This window comes from Acetobacterium sp. (assembly GCF_036508315.1).
Classification (GTDB): domain Bacteria; phylum Bacillota; class Clostridia; order Eubacteriales; family Eubacteriaceae; genus Acetobacterium.
In genome coordinates, this window is record NZ_DATCHP010000033.1 from 1 (window position 1) to 17900 (window position 17900).

At 41.4% G+C, this 17900-nt stretch carries 16 protein-coding genes; all 16 read left to right on the plus strand.

The features are described 5' to 3' along the window. A partial coding sequence (locus VIK44_RS04655) for a phosphoribosylformylglycinamidine synthase subunit PurQ (RefSeq protein ID WP_331552681.1) occupies positions 1-1512 on the plus strand: 1512 nt, incomplete at its 5' end. Positions 1513-1548: 36 nt separating this feature from the next. Further along, positions 1549-2046 carry a 5-(carboxyamino)imidazole ribonucleotide mutase gene (purE, locus tag VIK44_RS04660; RefSeq protein ID WP_331552682.1) on the plus strand — a complete coding sequence of 166 codons (498 nt, stop codon included), beginning with the start codon at positions 1549-1551 and terminating at the stop codon, positions 2044-2046. 33 nt (positions 2047-2079) lie between these two features. Beyond that, on the plus strand, positions 2080-2787 hold the full coding sequence (gene purC, locus VIK44_RS04665; RefSeq protein WP_331552683.1) for a phosphoribosylaminoimidazolesuccinocarboxamide synthase: 708 nt from the start codon (positions 2080-2082) through the stop codon (positions 2785-2787). Between the two features lie 67 nt (positions 2788-2854). Continuing rightward, a complete protein-coding gene (purF, locus tag VIK44_RS04670; RefSeq protein ID WP_331552684.1) occupies positions 2855-4243 on the plus strand; it encodes an amidophosphoribosyltransferase in 1389 nt (462 codons plus the stop codon). Between the two features lie 20 nt (positions 4244-4263). Continuing rightward, positions 4264-5310 (plus strand): phosphoribosylformylglycinamidine cyclo-ligase, encoded by a 1047-nt coding sequence (gene purM / locus VIK44_RS04675; protein ID WP_331552685.1) that lies wholly within the window; start codon positions 4264-4266, stop codon positions 5308-5310. Beyond that, positions 5301-5924: a phosphoribosylglycinamide formyltransferase gene (purN, locus tag VIK44_RS04680; protein WP_331552686.1), complete on the plus strand. Its 624-nt coding sequence runs from the start codon at positions 5301-5303 to the stop codon at positions 5922-5924. The genes purM and purN overlap by 10 nt, the downstream gene beginning before the upstream one ends. A 165-nt stretch (positions 5925-6089) precedes the next feature. Continuing rightward, complete coding sequence (purH, locus tag VIK44_RS04685) at positions 6090-7619, plus strand: bifunctional phosphoribosylaminoimidazolecarboxamide formyltransferase/IMP cyclohydrolase (RefSeq protein ID WP_331552687.1); 1530 nt, start codon at positions 6090-6092, stop codon at positions 7617-7619. 80 nt (positions 7620-7699) lie between these two features. Then, a complete protein-coding gene (purD, locus tag VIK44_RS04690; RefSeq protein ID WP_331552688.1) occupies positions 7700-8953 on the plus strand; it encodes a phosphoribosylamine--glycine ligase in 1254 nt (417 codons plus the stop codon). A 265-nt stretch (positions 8954-9218) separates the two neighbouring features. Then, positions 9219-10052 carry a pyrroline-5-carboxylate reductase gene (proC, locus tag VIK44_RS04695; protein ID WP_331552689.1) on the plus strand — a complete coding sequence of 278 codons (834 nt, stop codon included), beginning with the start codon at positions 9219-9221 and terminating at the stop codon, positions 10050-10052. Positions 10053-10073: 21 nt separating this feature from the next. After that, positions 10074-12674: a beta-glucosidase gene (locus tag VIK44_RS04700; RefSeq protein ID WP_331552690.1), complete on the plus strand. Its 2601-nt coding sequence runs from the start codon at positions 10074-10076 to the stop codon at positions 12672-12674. 65 nt (positions 12675-12739) lie between these two features. Then, entirely contained in the window at positions 12740-13426 is a 687-nt protein-coding gene (gene tsaB, locus VIK44_RS04705) for a tRNA (adenosine(37)-N6)-threonylcarbamoyltransferase complex dimerization subunit type 1 TsaB (RefSeq protein ID WP_331552691.1), read from the plus strand. Next, positions 13423-13869, plus strand: coding sequence for a ribosomal protein S18-alanine N-acetyltransferase (gene rimI, locus VIK44_RS04710; protein ID WP_331552692.1), 447 nt, complete (start codon positions 13423-13425; stop codon positions 13867-13869). Before tsaB ends, rimI begins: the two co-directional genes overlap by 4 nt. Beyond that, the gene (locus VIK44_RS04715) at positions 13859-14560 is read left to right on the plus strand and encodes a TIGR01906 family membrane protein (RefSeq protein ID WP_331552693.1); all 702 of its coding nucleotides are present in this window, start codon (positions 13859-13861) and stop codon (positions 14558-14560) included. The genes rimI and VIK44_RS04715 overlap by 11 nt, the downstream gene beginning before the upstream one ends. A gap of 7 nt (positions 14561-14567) precedes the next feature. After that, a complete protein-coding gene (gene tsaD, locus VIK44_RS04720) occupies positions 14568-15581 on the plus strand; it encodes a tRNA (adenosine(37)-N6)-threonylcarbamoyltransferase complex transferase subunit TsaD (RefSeq protein WP_331552694.1) in 1014 nt (337 codons plus the stop codon). 164 nt (positions 15582-15745) lie between these two features. After that, on the plus strand, positions 15746-16030 hold the full coding sequence (gene groES / locus VIK44_RS04725) for a co-chaperone GroES (protein WP_331552695.1): 285 nt from the start codon (positions 15746-15748) through the stop codon (positions 16028-16030). Between the two features lie 23 nt (positions 16031-16053). Beyond that, positions 16054-17685: a chaperonin GroEL gene (gene groL, locus VIK44_RS04730; RefSeq protein WP_331552696.1), complete on the plus strand. Its 1632-nt coding sequence runs from the start codon at positions 16054-16056 to the stop codon at positions 17683-17685. The last annotated feature ends 215 nt before the right edge of the window (positions 17686-17900 follow it).

The following is a 17900-nucleotide window of genomic DNA, read 5'->3' on the forward strand; positions in this document are numbered from 1 at the left end:
CGTTTGAGTTTCCAGGAATATTTTGAGCGTCTGGGAAAAGATCCGGTTAAATGGGGACGTCCATTTGCTGCGCTTTTAGGGGCTCACAGAGTACAAAAAGTAATGGGAACACCTGCTATCGGTGGAAAAGACAGTATGTCAGGTACCTTTGAAGATCTGACGGTTCCTCCCACATTAATTTCTTTTGGGGTGACCACTGCGCATATTGATGCTATTATAACCAGTGATCTAAAATCACCCAAATCAATCCTGCAATTATTTGAATTGCCAATGGGAGAAAACGGCATTCCTAATTTGGATGGCATTAAAGAACTTTATGAAACGATTCAAGCCCATGCCATGGCTGGAAATATTGTCAGTGCCAAAACCATCGGCCTGGGAGGAATTGCGGAAGCCGTGGCGAAAATGGCTTTTGGAAACGGTATTGGGATTAACCTGGCTTCCTGTTTTACACAGGAAAGACTTTTTGCTTCATTATTTGGAAGTATTCTTGTGGAAAGCAAGGAACCGCTTGATGGGGGAACCATTATTGGACATACCAACAGTGAAGGCAAAATGGTTTATCAGAATGAAGCGATTGACCTGGCAGAACTGACAGAGGCATGGGAAGCCCCACTCCGGGAAGTTTATCCGGAAAAGGTTGATGGTTTTGGAAATGTGGAAACCCTGAGCTTTGATAAAATAACAAAGCTGAAATGTTCACCAATATTTCGGAAACCGCAAATTTTCATTCCTGTTTTTCCAGGAACAAATTGCGAGTATGACTCAGCCAGAGCCTTTGAAAATGTTGGCGGGAAACCAGTCACCACCATTTTCAGGAACCGATCGGCTCAAGCCATTACTGAGTCCATTGATGAAATGGTCAAGCAGATTCAGGAATCTCAGATGATCATGATTCCAGGGGGCTTCAGCGCCGGGGATCAACCGGATGGTTCAGGTAAATTCATTGCTGCGGTTTTCAGGAATTCAAAAATGATGGATGCTGTTATGGATCTCCTTAATAATCGTGAAGGTTTGATTCTTGGCATCTGTAACGGCTTCCAGGCTCTGATTAAGCTTGGCCTGGTACCTAACGGCGAAATTTGCGACATTACCGAGGCTATGCCAACCTTGACATTTAATAGCATTGGTCGTCACATTTCAAACATTCCAATGACACGAATTGCCTCTAAACTATCCCCATGGTTAGCAAACACTGAGATTGGGGAAGTCTATCATATTCCCATGTCCCATGGAGAAGGCCGTTTTGCAGCCAATGATGAGGTATTAAAGACTTTAATCGAAAACGGACAAATTGCTACCCAATATGTGGATTTTGAAGGAGAAGCTACCTTGAATGGCAGCTTTAATCCTAATGGATCTGTTTATGCAGTGGAAGGAATTACCAGCCTGGATGGTCGTGTTTTCGGTAAAATGGGTCATTCCGAGCGAGTCGGAAATGGATTGTATAAAAATATTCCCGGGAAAATGGATCAGCAAATATTTAAAGCCGGCGTGAATTATTTCAAATAAAAATAGATAAAATAAAGTCAAAGTAAAGGAGTTAAAATGGGTGATACACCAAAGGTCGCAGTCATTATGGGAAGCGATTCCGATTTTGATGTTGTGAAAAAATGTTTAATAGCTCTTGAGAGATTTGGAATTGAGTATGATGTTCAGGTTATTTCTGCCCATCGAAATCCACAAAAAATCTTTGAGTATGCGGCTACTGCGGAAGAACGGGGAATTGAAGTTATTATCGGCGCTGCCGGAAAGGCGGCGCATCTTCCCGGGGTCATTGCCGGTATTACACCACTGCCTGTTATCGGTATTCCTATCCAAACCTCCTTTCAGGGAGGTCTGGACTCGCTCTTATCCATTGTGCAAATGCCCTCTGGGGTGCCGGTAGCTACGGTAGCAGTGAATGGCGCAGAAAATGCAGGCATATTAGCGGCCCAGATGCTTTCTATTAAATATCCTGAAATCCGGGAGAAAATGAAGGCCTACAAGATTTTGTTAAATGATGAGGTTGTTGCCAAAAACGAAAAGGTTCAAAAAATACTGTAAAATTTTGCAATACAAATAGTAAGGAGATTTAAGATGGAAAAATTGGAACAGCTCTACGAAGGAAAAGCAAAGAAAGTTTTTAAAACAGATAATCCCAATGAGTTCATTATTGAATATAAGGATGATGCCACCGCTTTTAATGGGGAAAAAAAGGGAAGCATCGGCGGAAAAGGTGTGATCAATAATAAAATGACAGAACTGATTTATACCATGCTTGAAGAAAAAGGCATTCCTACCCACTTTATTAAACTTTTATCTGATTCAGAACAATTGGTGAAGGCCGTTACTATTTTCCCACTGGAAGTGATCATTCGTAATACGGCAGCAGGTTCCATTTGCAAGCGTGTCGGTTTGGAAGAAGGCCTGAAATTAGAAACGCCGATTTTTGAATTCAGTTATAAAAATGATGCGTTCGGGGACCCTTTAATCAATGACTATCACGCCTTGGCCATGAAATTAGCAACGAAAGAAGAAATAGAAACCATTCGAGAAATGACCTTTAAGATTAATGAAATTTTAAAGGCTTATTTTCTGGAAAAGGGGATTAATCTCGTTGATTTCAAAATTGAATTTGGAAAAACAGCAGATGGACAAATTGTTCTGGCAGATGAAATCTCACCGGACACATGTCGCTTCTGGGATGTGAAAACCAATGAAAAATTAGATAAAGACCGTTTCAGGAGAAATCTCGGAAATGTGGAAGAAGCTTACGTGGAAATGCTAAAACGCGTCAAATCTTAAAGAGAAAATTAAGAAAAGAAATAATAAGGAAAAACGAACAAAAAATACCTGGAGGAAAAAAATACCAATGATGAACGACAAATTTAACGACGAATGCGGCGTGTTCGGGGTTTATCGAAAGGTTCGAGAAAACAATTGTGCTTCCTATATTTATTACGGTCTCTATGCTCTTCAGCACAGAGGTCAGGAAAGTGCCGGAATTTCTGTTAATAAAGATGGAAAAATAACGTCTCACAAAGACACAGGTCTGGTGAGCGATGTTTTCAAGGGACCTGTATTAAAACAACTCAAGGGAAATATCGGAATTGGTCATGTGCGGTATTCCACCTCAGGTGAGGATGGGGTTATTAATGCCCAACCGTTAACCGTCAACCATAGTACCGGCCAAATGGCTTTGGCGCACAACGGAAATCTCATCAATGACAGCGCACTTCGTAACATGCTCGAGGATTCCGGGGTGGTGTTTCAAACCACCATTGATACTGAGGTTATGGTGAATATCCTGGCACGTGGTCTTCGCCATGGGCTGATTGAAGCCATTCAACGCATGGTAGAAATAATCAAAGGCGCCTATGCTCTGGTTTTAACAGTTGGGGATAAACTGGTGGGGGTTCGGGATCCTTATGGTTTACGACCGCTTTGTATTGGAAAAAAGGATGAGGATTATTTTTTATCTTCTGAAAGTTGTGCACTGGATACTGTTGGAGCCGAGCTTGTAAGAGATGTTGAGCCTGGTGAAATTGTTGTGATTGATGAAAATGGTCTCACCAGCTATGGGCAAAACAATTGGGTTAGTAAGAAAGCCTGTATTTTCGAGCTTATCTACTTTGCCCGTCCCGATTCAGTAATGGATGAAATCTCTGTTTATCTGGCACGTCATAAGGCCGGAGCAATTCTTGCAAAAGAAAGCCCTGTAGAGGCGGATGTTGTCATCGGGGTTCCGGATTCCGGCATTGGCGCTGCCATTGGCTACGCTGAGGCATCTGGAATCCCTTATGGCGTGGGACTCATAAAAAATAAATACATTGGTCGTACCTTCATTCAGCCTAACCAGAAGCTGAGAGAAGAAGGGGTGCGCATTAAATTAAACCCACTGAAAGAAAACATTAAGGACAAACGCGTTGTGATTATTGATGATTCCATCGTCCGGGGAACGACAGCTAAACATTTGGTGGATATTTTAAAACAGGCCGGGGCGAAAGAAATTCACTTCCGGGTAACAAGTCCACCGGTTTCCAACACCTGTCATTTTGGAATTGATACCCCACGGCGAAAATCCCTAATTGGTGCAAGAAAAACGGTTGAGGAAATCCGTGAAATATTAGGGGCAGACTCGCTGGCCTATATTTCCCTTGATGGGCTTACAGAATCAGTGGGTGGCAAAACCACATTCTGCCGTGCCTGTTTTGATGGGAAATATCCCATGGAAGTTCCAGTTCAAAACGCAAATGATTAATATAAATAAATGGAGGAAATATGTCAGATAATCAAATAAAAGCGGATGCATATCGTGAAGCCGGGGTCGATGTTGAAGCCGGTTATAAATCCGTAAAGCTCATGAAGGCAGATGTACAAAAAACGTTTAATTCCCAGGTGCTTTCTCATTTAGGGGGATTCGGGGGATTATTTGAACTCCCGGAGGGTTATAAAAAGCCAGTATTGGTTTCAGGTACTGATGGTGTGGGGACCAAACTTAAGCTGGCGTTTATGATGGATAAGCATGATACCATTGGGATTGATTGTGTGGCCATGTGTGTGAATGATATTTTATGTCAGGGTGCACAGCCGATGTTCTTTTTAGACTATATTGCCTGTGGGAAAAATTATCCGGAAAAAGTTGCCACCATTGTTAAAGGCATTTCTGAAGGCTGTATCCAGGGAAATATGGCACTTATCGGCGGAGAAACGGCTGAAATGCCGGATATGTATTCTCTTGATGAATACGACCTGGCTGGTTTTGCAGTTGGCGTTGTTGAAAAAGAGGATATTGTTACCGGTGCAAACATTGGCGAAGGGGATGTCCTTGTGGGCCTACCTTCTTCAGGCGTTCACTCAAACGGTTTTTCACTTATCCGGAAAGTTCTCTTTAAGGACCATTCCATGGATGTTCATACTTTTGTTGAAGATTTGGGAATGACCCTGGGGGAAGCTCTTTTAACTCCAACGAAGATTTATGTTAAAGCATTGGCTGATCTTATTAAACCCTGTGGTATTAAAGGAATGAGCCATGTTACCGGTGGTGGATTTTATGAAAACATTCCCAGAATGATGCCGGATGGCCTTTGTGCCAAGGTGGATACTAAGGTGATTAAAGCATTGCCGATTTTTAAATTTATCCAGGATGCCGGAAAAATTTCGTCCCGGGAAATGTACTCTACCTTTAATATGGGCATTGGCCTGGTGGCCGTTTTACCGTCAGATCAAGTGGCGTCCTTTATTAAGGGTTTAGAAGAAAAAGGGGAAAACCCAGTGATCCTGGGGTCTGTCATTAAAGGTGAGGAAAAAATCAACCTATGTCTTTAAAAAAAATAGGCGTATTAGTCTCAGGGAGCGGCAGTAATTTTCAGAAACTCATTGATCATATTCATGACGTTTATGGAGAAATTGTCGTTGTACTCTCCGATAAGGCGGATGCCTATGGTCTCATACGTGGAAAAAATGCTGGTATTGATGCAGTTTTTCTGGATCCTAAAGAATATCCGGAAAATGAAACCTATAATGAAAAAATAATTGAACGATTAAAGGGCCACGGCGTTGAGCTGGTGGTTTTGGCAGGTTACATGAGGATCATGACCCCGAACTTTATTAAAGCCTACCCAAATGCCATTGTGAACATTCACCCTGCTCTGATTCCCTCTTTTTGCGGGAAAGGCTTTTATGGCATGCGTGTCCATCAGGCAGTAATCAATTATGGTGTCAAAGTAACAGGGGCCACGGTTCATTTCGTAAATGAGGTCGCTGATGGAGGCCCAATCATTGCCCAGGAAACTGTAAAGGTAGCGGATGATGATACCCCGGAGTCCATTCAGAAAAAAGTTCTGGAAATCGAACATCAGCTTTTGCCCGGGGCAGTAAAGGCAATTTGTCTGGATGAGCTTGAAGTTAATGGCCGTATTGTAAGAAAACGATTGAAATAAACAAAGACCATGCTATAGAATAAACGGGTAGTACCCGCCAGCAAACGTCAGGCTCATACATCAACGGCAGTGGGCGATTAATAATCGCCCCTACGAAACCAAATAAACACATAAAAAAAATCTCAAATAGATGGTAACTTGTAATTTAAAATTTTGGAGGAATAAATGAGAGCGTTATTAAGTGTATCAGATAAAAGTGGCATCGTTGAATTTGCCAAAACATTAAGTGCAATGGGTTGGGAAATTCTTTCCACCGGTGGTACAGCCAAAGCATTAAGAGCAGTAGGCCTTACCATTATCAGTGTTTCAGAAGTTACCGGATTCCCGGAATGTTTGGATGGTCGTGTAAAAACACTGCATCCTAAAATTCACGGCGGGATTCTAGGCATAAGGAACAATGCAGATCACCAAAAACAAATGTCAGACTTAGAGATTACTCCCATTGATTTAGTGGTTATTAATTTATATCCTTTTAAAAATACGATTTTAAAAGAAGGGGTTATCTTTGAAGATGCCATTGAAAACATCGATATCGGTGGCCCAACCATGCTTCGCTCAGCAGCAAAAAACTTTAACGATGTAACCGTCGTTGTGGATCCAATGGATTATGCTGTAGTATTATCAGAACTGAAAGCTTATGGAAAAACACAGCTCGAAACACGTTATAAGCTGGCACTTAAGGTCTTTGAAACCACCGCACATTACGACACCATGATTGCCGACTTTTTAAGAAAAAAAGAAGATGGTGAGGTTTTAAAAGAAACCATCACCATGACCTTTGAAAAAATTCAAGATTTAAGATACGGGGAAAACCCGCATCAAAAAGCAGCTTTTTATGGTGAAGTTGTGCCGGTAAAGGGCGCCCTCACTTCAGCAAAACAACTGCAGGGAAAAGAACTGTCTTATAATAATATCAACGACACCAATGGAGCCCTGGAAATTCTCAAAGAATATGGTGAAGAACCCACGATTGTTGCTGTTAAACACGCCAACCCCTGTGGAATTGCCAGTGATATGCACATAGCGGTTGCTTATAAAAAAGCCTATGAAAGCGACCCCATCTCTATTTTTGGAGGGATTATTGCTGCAAACCGTGAAATTGATGAACCAGCGGCTAAACTGATGATCGAAACTTTTTTAGAAGTGGTTGTGGCGCCTGGTTTTACCAAAGAAGCTCTGGAAATTTTATCAGCGAAGCCAAACTTGAGATTGCTGGCAGTAGAAAACATCACCGCCAACAAACCTGGTTTTGAGGTTAAAAAAGTCTTGGGGGGGCTGCTGGTACAAGAACGGGATACCTTATTGTTTGAAGAATTAAAATTCGTTACCAGTCGAAAGCCCTCAAACGAAGAACTGGCAGAGCTTCTCTTTGCCTGGAAGGCTGTAAAAAATACAAAATCAAATGCCATTAGCCTGACTAAAAACAAATGCCTTATTGCCAATGGCCCGGGACAGGTGAATCGTATCTGGGCTCTTGAAAATGCCATCCGTCAAGGTGGTGAATCGGTAAAGGGTGCGGTATTGGCTTCGGATGCCTTTTTCCCATTTGATGATTGCGTCAAAGCTGCCGCCGCTGCAGGAATTACTGCCATCATCCAACCCGGAGGGGCAGGACGGGATGCAGACTCCATAAAAGCCTGTGATGAAGCAGGAATCGCCATGGTCTTTACCGGCATGCGTCACTTTAAACATTAAATTTGCATTGGCAATCACTTATTGAAGGTGCCGTAGGGGCGGGTAGTACCCGCCTGGAGACATGGAACAAGGAGAGACATATGAAAATACTAATAATTGGTTCCGGTGGGCGTGAACATGTCCTTACCTGGAAAATAGCCCAAAGCCCCCGGGTTGAAAAAATCTATGCAGCCCCGGGAAATGGGGGAATGGCAAACCTGGCAGAATGTTTGGATTTATCTGCTACGGATATTCCCGGTTGTTTGGCCTTTGCAAAAGAACAGGCCATTGATCTAACGGTTATAGGACCGGAAGTTCCTTTGGTCATGGGAATGGTAGATGCCTTTGAGGCCGAAGGTCTCAGGGTTTTTGGACCAGATCGGCAGTGCGCCCAGTTTGAGGGAAGCAAAGCGTTTACCAAAGAATTCCTATTTCGTCATCACATTCCAACAGCAGGTTATAAAGAATATACGGATATTCAGGAAATCCTCAAGGATCTTGGCATTTACGGCTATCCCATGGTTATTAAAGCCGACGGGTTGGCTGCAGGTAAAGGCGTTCTCATTGTTGAAAATGAACAGGATGCAAGAGATGGCATCCAATTGATCATGGAGAAACGTGAGTTTGGCGAAGCTGGTGATAAGGTGGTTATTGAAGAATTCCTTACCGGTCAGGAAGCCTCAATGCTTTGTTTTGTGGATGGGAAAACCATCGTTCCCATGGAAAGCGCCCAGGATTACAAACGCGCATATGATGGTGATAAAGGCCTGAACACCGGAGGAATGGGAACTTATTCCCCGAATGTTCTGTTTAATGATGATGCTTTGAACAAGCGAATTAAGGCAACCATTTTGGATCCCATTATCAATGGCTTAATTGCTGATGACATGAACTTTAAAGGTATTCTTTTTATTGGGTTAATGATTGAAAACGGCATCCCTAAAGTGCTTGAATTTAATGTCCGTTTTGGTGATCCTGAGGCCCAAAGTGTGCTCATGCGCATGGATTCTGATTTAGTTGATATTATGGAGGCTGTAATAGATGGCAAACTTTCAGAATGCCATATTCAGTGGAAACATCAGGAAGCGGTTTGTGTGGTCATTGCATCAGGAGGATATCCTGGAGCTTATAAAAAAGGAAAAGTGATTACTGGCATTGAAGACGTTAAGGATTGTGTTGTTTTCCACGCTGGTACCAAACTGGTGAACGGTGTGCTTCAAACCAATGGTGGTCGGGTCCTTGGCGTTACAGCCCTTGGGGAAACCCGTGAGGCAGCTCGAAAAACCGTTTATGACAACATTGATAAAATTCACTTTGACGGGGCCCAGTACCGGACGGATATTGCCAAGTTTTAATTAGGCATACCGCTTTTACTAATGTAGACATCGACGCATTATTATGCATAAAACAAGACTAAAAAATTGTCCTCGCAAAATTTTTATTGACGCTTTTATCTTTAGCCTCAAACAATTTTTAATAGCGAGATGTTTTAACCCATTAATATTTTAAGAATTAGTGGGTTTTTTCATTTAAAATTTGCACTCAACTAAATTAAGGTCTAAAATAATCATTAAAAGACAATTAAAATAATTTTAAAATAGCGTTATATAGGGAGTTTAGATGAAAAGTACAATTGGATTTATTGGCTGTGGAAATATGGCAAGTGCAATGATTGGTGGATTAATCAAGAGTGAACTGTTTTTACCTAAAAATATTCTCTGTTTTGATCCCATCGAAGGCCCACGAGGAATGCTGGCACAAAAATATGGTGTCAGTGTACTCTGTTCAAACAAGGAAGTGGCAGTGAAGTCAGACTATTTAGTGCTGGCAGTTAAACCATATTTATATGGTAAGGTTCTGGAAGAAATTTCTGAAAGCATTAAATCAACTGTTATCATAATTTCCATCGCTGTGGGTGTTAGTTTTAATGATATTAAGGGTATTCTAGGAGAAGAAACCAAAGTTATCCGAACCCAACCCAGCACACCTGCGTTTGTCGGAGAATCGGACTCCACCATTTGCCCGGATGATCAAATGGTTCAGGAGGATATTTTGGATATTATGGCTATTTTCAAAAGCTTTGGCACGGTAGAAATCATCAGCGAAAAGTTAATGGAGGTTGTTCCGGGGATTGCCAGCTCAGCGCCTGCCTATGCCATGCTATTGATTGAAGCCATGGCTGATGGTGGGGTTCTCCATGGTTTCCCAAGGGATCAGGCTTACCGATTATCGGCCCAGGCTGTTTTTGGTGCGGCAAAGCTTGTTCTGGAGTCAGGGGAACACCCGGGAAAGTTAAAAGATCAGATTTGTACCCCTGGCGGAACTACCATTGAAGCGGTTCGGGTTTTGGAAGCCAAAGGGTTTCGGGACGCTGTTATCTCCGCAGTGGACGCCTGTGCCCAAAAATCAAAATCAATGGGGAAAAAAAATAAACAAAATGAAAACTTGAATTAATCCGTAAAGGAGTAGAGTAAAATGGATAAAGGGCTAATTACAAAAATCAGAAGAAATTTGAGTCTCGAAGAAATGACATCCCTATGTTCGGGCAGAACGGCCTGGGAAACAATGAGTTACCCGCAATTTGGCATTGAACCAGTAGTAATGGCTGATGGTCCTCATGGCATACGTGTTGAAAAGGACGAAGATATATTGGGCATACCCGGGGCTAAGGAAGCCACTTGTTTTCCGCCGGCGGTTTTGACTGCATGTTCCTGGGATAATGATCTTTTAGCAGAAATTGCCGGGACCATTGCCCTGGAAGCTCGAGCTGAAGGTGTTGATCTCATTCTTGGCCCGGGGATCAATATTAAACGATCACCGTTATGCGGACGAAATTTCGAATATTTTTCTGAAGACCCATTCTTATCAGGAACCTTGGGGAAAAACTTTATTCTTGGGGCAAAAAGCATGGGTGTAGGGTCAACGGTTAAACATTTTATTGCCAATAATCAGGAAACCCATCGCATGACGGTTAATGAAAAAATTGATGAAAGAGCTTTGCGAGAAATTTATTTAAGGGCTTTTGAGATTGCTATTAAGGGGGGCAAACCCATGGCGGTTATGTGCTCTTATAACAGTGTTAATGGAAAATTTGTATCTCAAAATAGCCATTTTTTAAAAAAGATCCTCAGGGATGAGTGGCACTATGACGGCATTGTGGTTTCAGACTGGGGTGCTGTATATGATCGGGTTAAAGGCGTAACTGCCGGCATGGATCTGGAAATGCCCGGGAATGGCGGCGTTAATAACAAAAAGATCTTTGACCGTATCAAGGAAGGTCATTTGAAGATTACCGCATTGAATGCCATGACTGAACGATTGATTGCTTTTTCATTCAGAGCGAAAGAAAATCGCACACAATACCCTGAAATTCCTGTTATTGATGTGAAAAAGCATCATGAAATTGCTAAAAAAGCAGCTGTTGAAAGTATGGTTCTATTAAAAAATGAGGATAAAATCCTTCCAATTAATCCGGAAAAGATTAAGAAACTGACTGTGATTGGGTGTATGGCTTTTGATCCGCGTTATCAGGGCAGTGGGAGTTCAAAAATCAATCCCTATCGAATTGATGAGGCCTATGACCGGATTAAAGAATTAGCAGAACCCAATATTAAAATACTGCCTCACCAAGGATATGTTCATGATGAAGTGGTAAAACAGGTTCATTTAGAAGATGAAGCCGTTGAATTAGCTACTCAATCGGATATGGCTTTATTGTTTATGGGGCTTCCGGATCATTACGAATCCGAGGGCTATGACCGAACCAGCCTGGAGCTTCCGGCAAAACAGATTTCTTTAATAAATAAAATATGTCATGTTCAGCCAAATACCGTTGTCCTTTTATCCAATGGCGGTGTGGTTGACATGAGCTGGGAGCACAAGCCAAAAGCCATTGTGGAAATGTTCCTTGGCGGTCAGGCCGGAGGCAGTGCCATTGCGGACCTGCTTTTTGGAAAATGCAATTTCTCCGGAAAACTGGCAGAAACCATTCCATTGAAGCTGGAAGATACACCGGCCTATATTAATTTTCCTGGGTTACAGGATGAAATTATTTATGGAGAGAGTATTTTTGTTGGGTACCGATATTATGATTATACTAAAAAAAGGGTGAGATATCCCTTTGGTTATGGCCTTAGCTATACCACCTTTAAATATGAAATGATTGAAGCAGAGCCCCTGTCTCTTGACCCGGAAAAAACAATCGAGGTTAAATGTAGGGTGACCAATACCGGAAATCTGGATGGTAAAGAAATCGTTCAACTGTATACCGGAAAGAAGAATACACAAATTACCCGACCATTAAGGGAGTTGCGTCGTTTTGAAAAAGTTTTTATTCCAGCAGGAGCGTCGGTAGAAGTGAGTTTTGAACTCAGCTTAGATGACTTCACCTATTATAATCCAACAACCAAACATTGGGAGTATGAAGGCGGAGAGCATGACATTTATATTGGAACCTCCAGCCGGAATTTGCCAATTGTTAAAAAAACAATAATAAAGGAAGCGACCTGGCGTCCGCTTACCCAATATTCTTATCTAGGTGATTTTGAAAAAAGTGAACGGGGCCGGATCATTGCCAAAGTATTGTTTGCTGGCTTTGAAGCGGCTATGGGACTGAACTTTGATGAAAACGATGCGTTCTTTATGGCCATGATTCAGGGATCACCGCTTAGAAAGCTCATCGAATTTTCCAAGGGGATATTCACTGAAGAAAGTATCGAAAAAATATTGGATCTGGTTAACGGTGATGATTCTTTGGATAATCTGACTTTTGAGGATCTTATTATCACTAAAGAAAAGAAAAAAGGTTTTATAAGCAGCTTATTTAGTGGAAATAAAAATGATTCTATAACCATCCATTCCCGAATCAGGGATATTGTCAATAATGAGGATGCAATGGATATTCTTCGTGATCATTTTGAAGAGCATGTCTTTGAAAATGAATTTTTTGATATTGCCATAAAAATGGGCGTTTGTTTTGATAAAGCTCAAAAATTAATACCGGATGACATTTTTTCAAATGAAAAGCTGTTATTAATTGACAGTGATTTCAAAGAACTTGCAAAAAAGAAAAAATAGAAATCGGTCTCTGTATTAGCTGATTTCCGGGTGCAAAAAAATTAATAAAGGAATGATAATAATATATGAATATACTCACCATTGATACTTCCACAATTGTTGCTTCCGCTGCTATTCTCAATGAAGAGAAATTGGTTGGCGAAGTCATTATCAATCATCAGAAAAAACATTCGGAAAAGCTTATGGTGGCCATTGACCACCTTTTATGCGATGGGGGTCTATCCATTAAAGACATTGATGTTTTCGGAGTTGTTGCCGGTCCTGGGTCCTTTACAGGCCTTCGTATCGGTATGGCAACCACTAAAGGCTTTGCTCAGGCTCTTAATAAACCTGTGGTAGGAGTATCATCCCTGGAAAGTCTTGCCATGAATATTCCCTGTTCCACAGGGTTGATTTGCCCGGTGCTTGATGCCCAGCGCAGCCAGACTTACACCGGTATATTCCATTTTGACCAGGGGCGTCTGGTCAGGGATATGCCGGACACTGTTATGGAAATTGATGATCTTATAAAAGAACTCCAAAAATACCCGGGGGATATTTACTTTTTAGGCGACGGATTACCAAGGTTTTCAGAAGTTCTTTTGAAAGGATGCCCTCAGGGGAAAGCCGTGCCGAACTATCTGAATATGAATCGAGCCTCCTCGGCGGCTGCGCTTGTTCTGGAACGGGCATTAAAAGGGGAAATCAGTCATTATCGGGATGTTGAGCCGGTTTACATTCGGCCATCTTATGCTGAAGAAAACTATAAATGAAAATTATTTACCGACCCATGGAATCTAAAGATTTACAGGGCGTTTTTTTGGTGGATCAACAGTGCTTCGAGCATAATTGGACAGTTGAAGCCTATGAAGGTGAAGTTAATAATATGCTGGCAAATTATATGGTGGCAGAACAGGGTGGCGAAATCATTGGTTTTGGGGGGTTCTGGGCAGTAATTGATGAAGCTCAGATTACGAACATCGGGGTTTTGGAAAAAAACCGTCGTTGTGGCGTGGCCCAAAGCCTTTTAAAGGCAATGGGTCAGTGGGCATTAACAAAAAGTTGCCCGGCAATGACACTTGAAGTCCGAGCTGATAACAAAGCCGCCATTGCTCTATATGAAGCCAATGGATTTGAAAAAGCTGGGGTCAGAAAAAACTATTATGACAATAAAATAGATGGGATTATTATGTGGAGGTATGACCTTGGGAAATAAAACGCGTTTCCTTTCCATAATCATCGGGATACTTTTTCCTTTGATTGTTCTCATTACTGCCATTGAATGGGCATCCTTTGACAAGAGCTTTTTCATGAAGCAAGTTGAAGAAAACAATGTGGTAAAAAATACCGGCATTGCTGAGGCGGATATAGAATCCGTGGTTGATGAGATTTTGTCTTACCTTCAGGGAACACGATCTGATTTTGATATTAAAGCTCACTTAACCGTAAAGGGGGTTATCTCTGATGCGCCGGTTTCAATTTTCAACGAACAGGAAATGACTCATATGGGTGATGTCAGAGCTCTGCTAAATGGCGCTTTAACCTTTCGAAATAGTGCCCTTCTTCTTTTTTTGATAGCACTCGTGTTTTTATTAAAAGACAATCGAAGGGCATTGATCAAAGGTCTTTTTTTTGGATCAGCCATAGCCCTGGTGATTATCCTTATCATTGGAGGTGTTTTCACCCTGAACTTTGATGGCGCCTTTACCCTGTTTCATCAATTGTTTTTTTTCAATGATTTATGGATTATGAACCCGGATACTGATTTGCTCATCTGGATTGTGCCAGGGCCGTTTTTCTTTAATCTCATTGCCCGGATGGTTCTTTATGCAGCTATACCCCAGGGAATTACAGCTATTGTAACCGGAATTATTCTGTTAAAAAAAAGAAAATTAAAATTAAACTGAGGTAAATATGAAAATAATGAGTATCGAGACATCCTGTGATGAAACATCGGTGGCTATTGTTGAAGATGGCCGAAAAATAATAACCAATCGGATTTATTCCCAAATTGACATTCATCAAAAATATGGAGGGGTGGTACCTGAAATTGCATCACGAAATCATGTGATCAAACTTCCTTATATTATTGATGAAGCTTTAGAAGAAAGCGGACTCTCCTTAGGGGATATCGATGCCATTGGAGTCGCCAACGGTCCGGGTTTGGTGGGAGCCCTTTTAATCGGGTTATCCACAGCAAAAGCCATGGCCTATAGCTTGGATATACCATTGATTGGTGTCCACCATATTGAAGGGCATATTGCCGCAAATTTTTTGCAATATCCTGAACTGGAGCCGCCATTTCTCACATTGGTGGTATCCGGTGGTCATAGCCATCTTGTTCTGGTCAAGGATTATCAGACCTTTGAAGTATTAGGAAAAACCAGAGACGATGCGGCCGGGGAGGCCTTTGATAAAGTATCCCGGGTACTGGGTCTGGGGTACCCCGGTGGACCCGCCATTGATGAAGCCTCTAAAAAAGGCAACGCTTCAGCCATTGACTTTCCCAGGGCATTTTTAGATAAGGATCGCTTTGATTTTAGTTTCAGCGGACTAAAGTCATCAGTGTTAAATTATCTTAACAGGAAAAAAATGAAGGATGAGGTTATTAATGTGAACGATGTTGCAGCATCGTTCCAAATGGCAGTGGTTGAGGTGTTGGTGGCTAAAACCATTGCCTGTGCAAAATCCATTAATATGAAAACCATTTGCATTGCCGGTGGGGTTTCTTCCAACAGCTTATTACGGGAAAAAATGACTGAGGCAGCAGCAACTGAAGGACTGGCCCTTTATTTTCCTGCCCCCATTCTTTGTACCGATAATGCAGCAATGATTGGTTCGATGGCCTATTATAATTATATTAATGGGGGAGCAAGTGACCTCAGTCTTAATGCCATACCGGGATTAAAAATCGGGACCAGAATATAAGTTTAAGACAATCTTAAAAAAATTTAAGATAGAGAAAAATGAAAAAACAACTTGCAATCATAGGTGAAATCATTTAAGATACTATTAGCACTCGTGATGAATGAGTGCTAATAACCGAAACAAAAAGGTACAATGTACCCAAGATAATTAAATGGAGGAAAAAAATGAGTTTAAGACCATTAGGTGACAAAGTAGTTATTAAAGTTAAAGCAGAAGAAGTAACAACCCTTGGTGGAATTGTTCTGCCGGGTTCAGCCCAGGAAAAACCACAGCAAGGCAAAGTTATTGCAGTTGGTTCCGGGGAAGTAATTGATGGCAAAAAAGTGCCATTAGACGTTAAGGTAGATGATGAAGTCATCTATTCTAAGTATTCAGGTAGTGAAGTTAAAATTGGGGAAGAAGAATATTTAATTATTCGTCAGGCCGATATTTTAGCAATTGTAGAATAATTAAAATTTAGGAGGAAAATAATATGGCTAAAGAAATTAGATTTAGTACAGATGCCAGAGTATCATTAATTGCTGGCGTAGATAAATTGGCAAACACAGTAAAGGTGACATTAGGACCCAGAGGAAGAAACGTTATTCTCAGTAAATCCTATGGTTCACCAACCATCACCAACGATGGTGTGACTATTGCAAAAGAAATTGAATTAGAAGATGCATTTGAAAATATGGGCGCACAGCTTGTAAAAGAAGTTGCTACCAAAACAAATGACGTTGCCGGCGATGGTACCACAACCGCAACAATATTGGCTCAGGCCATTGTTCGTGAAGGAAACCGTAACGTTGTTGCCGGAGCAAACCCAATGGTTCTTAAAAAAGGCATTGAAAAAGCAGTGACTGCAGTTGTTGAAGAATTAAAAAGCAACAGCAAACCTGTCGAAAGCAAAGAAGCCAAAGCTCAGGTTGCTTCCATTTCTGCCGGTGATGCTGAAATTGGATTATTGATTTCTGAAGCAATGGACAAAGTTGGCGACGATGGTGTTATCACTGTTGAAGAAGGCAAAGGTATGGGTACTGAATTAGAATTTACCGAAGGTATGCAATTCGACCGTGGTTACTTATCAGCCTATATGGTCACAGATACAGAAAAAATGGTAGCAGTTTTAGACAATGCTTACATTTTAATTACCGATAAAAAAATCTCCAATATCCAGGAAATTTTACCAATATTAGAACAAATTGTTCAATCAGGTTCAAAACTTCTGATCATTGCTGAAGACGTTGAAGGCGAAGCATTGGCAACATTGGTTGTTAATAAGCTTCGAGGAACTTTTAACTGTATCGCCGTTAAAGCACCAGGCTTTGGGGATCGAAGAAAAGCAATGTTAGCTGATATCGCAACCTTAACCGGAGGCGAAGTGATTTCTGACGAATTAGGTCTTGATCTTAAAACAGTGACCATTGAGCAGTTAGGAAAAGCTCGTCAAATTAAAGTTGACAAAGAAAACACCATCATCGTCGAAGGTGAAGGAAATAAGGTCGCCATTGATGAAAGAATTCGTCAAATTAAAGCTCAAATTCCTGAAACAGATTCTGATTATGATCGTGAAAAATTACAGGAACGTCTTGCTAAACTAGCAGGCGGTGTTGCTGTTATCCAGGTTGGAGCAGCTTCTGAAACTGAATTAAAAGAAAGAAAATATCGAATTGAAGATGCTTTAAATGCGACTAGAGCTGCTGTTGAAGAAGGCGTGGTTTCTGGTGGTGGTACTGCATATATTAATGCTATCGCAAAAGTGGATGAACTCATTGAAACACTTGAAGGCGATGAAAAAACAGGGGCTTTCATTATTCGCAGAGCCATTGAAGAACCGATGAGACAAATTGCAGAAAATGCCGGACTAGAAGGCTCTGTTATTGTATCTCAAATGCAGGGCAAGGCAGTAGGTGTTGGTTTTGATGTTATAAAAGGCGAATTTGTAAACATGTTTAAGGCTGGTATCATTGATCCAACCAAAGTAACACGTTCAGCCATTCAAAACGCAGCCAGCGTTTCAGCAATGTTCCTAACTACCGAAGTAGCTGTTGCAGATCTTCCAAGTGAAGAAATGGGCGGCATGCCAGGCGGTATGGGCGGCGGCGGAATGCCAATGATGTAAGCTTCAAGCTTAATACAAAAAAAGAAGTCCCATCGGGACTTCTTTTTTTGTTGCAATCATTAGCGAGGACCATTATGCATCATTGATTGACACAAGGTTGGACAGGTTTTACCACTTCGCTGTGATGCATAAAATTTGATGAAATAATTGTCATACGGACTTATGATTCTGAATATCGAATGTTTATTCGGTTTCAAGAAGCATTAACGCTTTTT

Coding starts and splice junctions, on each gene's coding strand:
- purE (WP_331552682.1), top strand. CDS start 1,549: ATGGGTGATACACCAAAGGTCGCAGTCATTATGGGAAGCGATTCCGAT.
- purC (WP_331552683.1), top strand. CDS start 2,080: ATGGAAAAATTGGAACAGCTCTACGAAGGAAAAGCAAAGAAAGTTTTT.
- purF (WP_331552684.1), top strand. CDS start 2,855: ATGATGAACGACAAATTTAACGACGAATGCGGCGTGTTCGGGGTTTAT.
- purM (WP_331552685.1), top strand. CDS start 4,264: ATGTCAGATAATCAAATAAAAGCGGATGCATATCGTGAAGCCGGGGTC.
- purN (WP_331552686.1), top strand. CDS start 5,301: ATGTCTTTAAAAAAAATAGGCGTATTAGTCTCAGGGAGCGGCAGTAAT.
- purH (WP_331552687.1), top strand. CDS start 6,090: ATGAGAGCGTTATTAAGTGTATCAGATAAAAGTGGCATCGTTGAATTT.
- purD (WP_331552688.1), top strand. CDS start 7,700: ATGAAAATACTAATAATTGGTTCCGGTGGGCGTGAACATGTCCTTACC.
- proC (WP_331552689.1), top strand. CDS start 9,219: ATGAAAAGTACAATTGGATTTATTGGCTGTGGAAATATGGCAAGTGCA.
- VIK44_RS04700 (WP_331552690.1), top strand. CDS start 10,074: ATGGATAAAGGGCTAATTACAAAAATCAGAAGAAATTTGAGTCTCGAA.
- tsaB (WP_331552691.1), top strand. CDS start 12,740: ATGAATATACTCACCATTGATACTTCCACAATTGTTGCTTCCGCTGCT.
- rimI (WP_331552692.1), top strand. CDS start 13,423: ATGAAAATTATTTACCGACCCATGGAATCTAAAGATTTACAGGGCGTT.
- tsaD (WP_331552694.1), top strand. CDS start 14,568: ATGAAAATAATGAGTATCGAGACATCCTGTGATGAAACATCGGTGGCT.
- groES (WP_331552695.1), top strand. CDS start 15,746: ATGAGTTTAAGACCATTAGGTGACAAAGTAGTTATTAAAGTTAAAGCA.
- groL (WP_331552696.1), top strand. CDS start 16,054: ATGGCTAAAGAAATTAGATTTAGTACAGATGCCAGAGTATCATTAATT.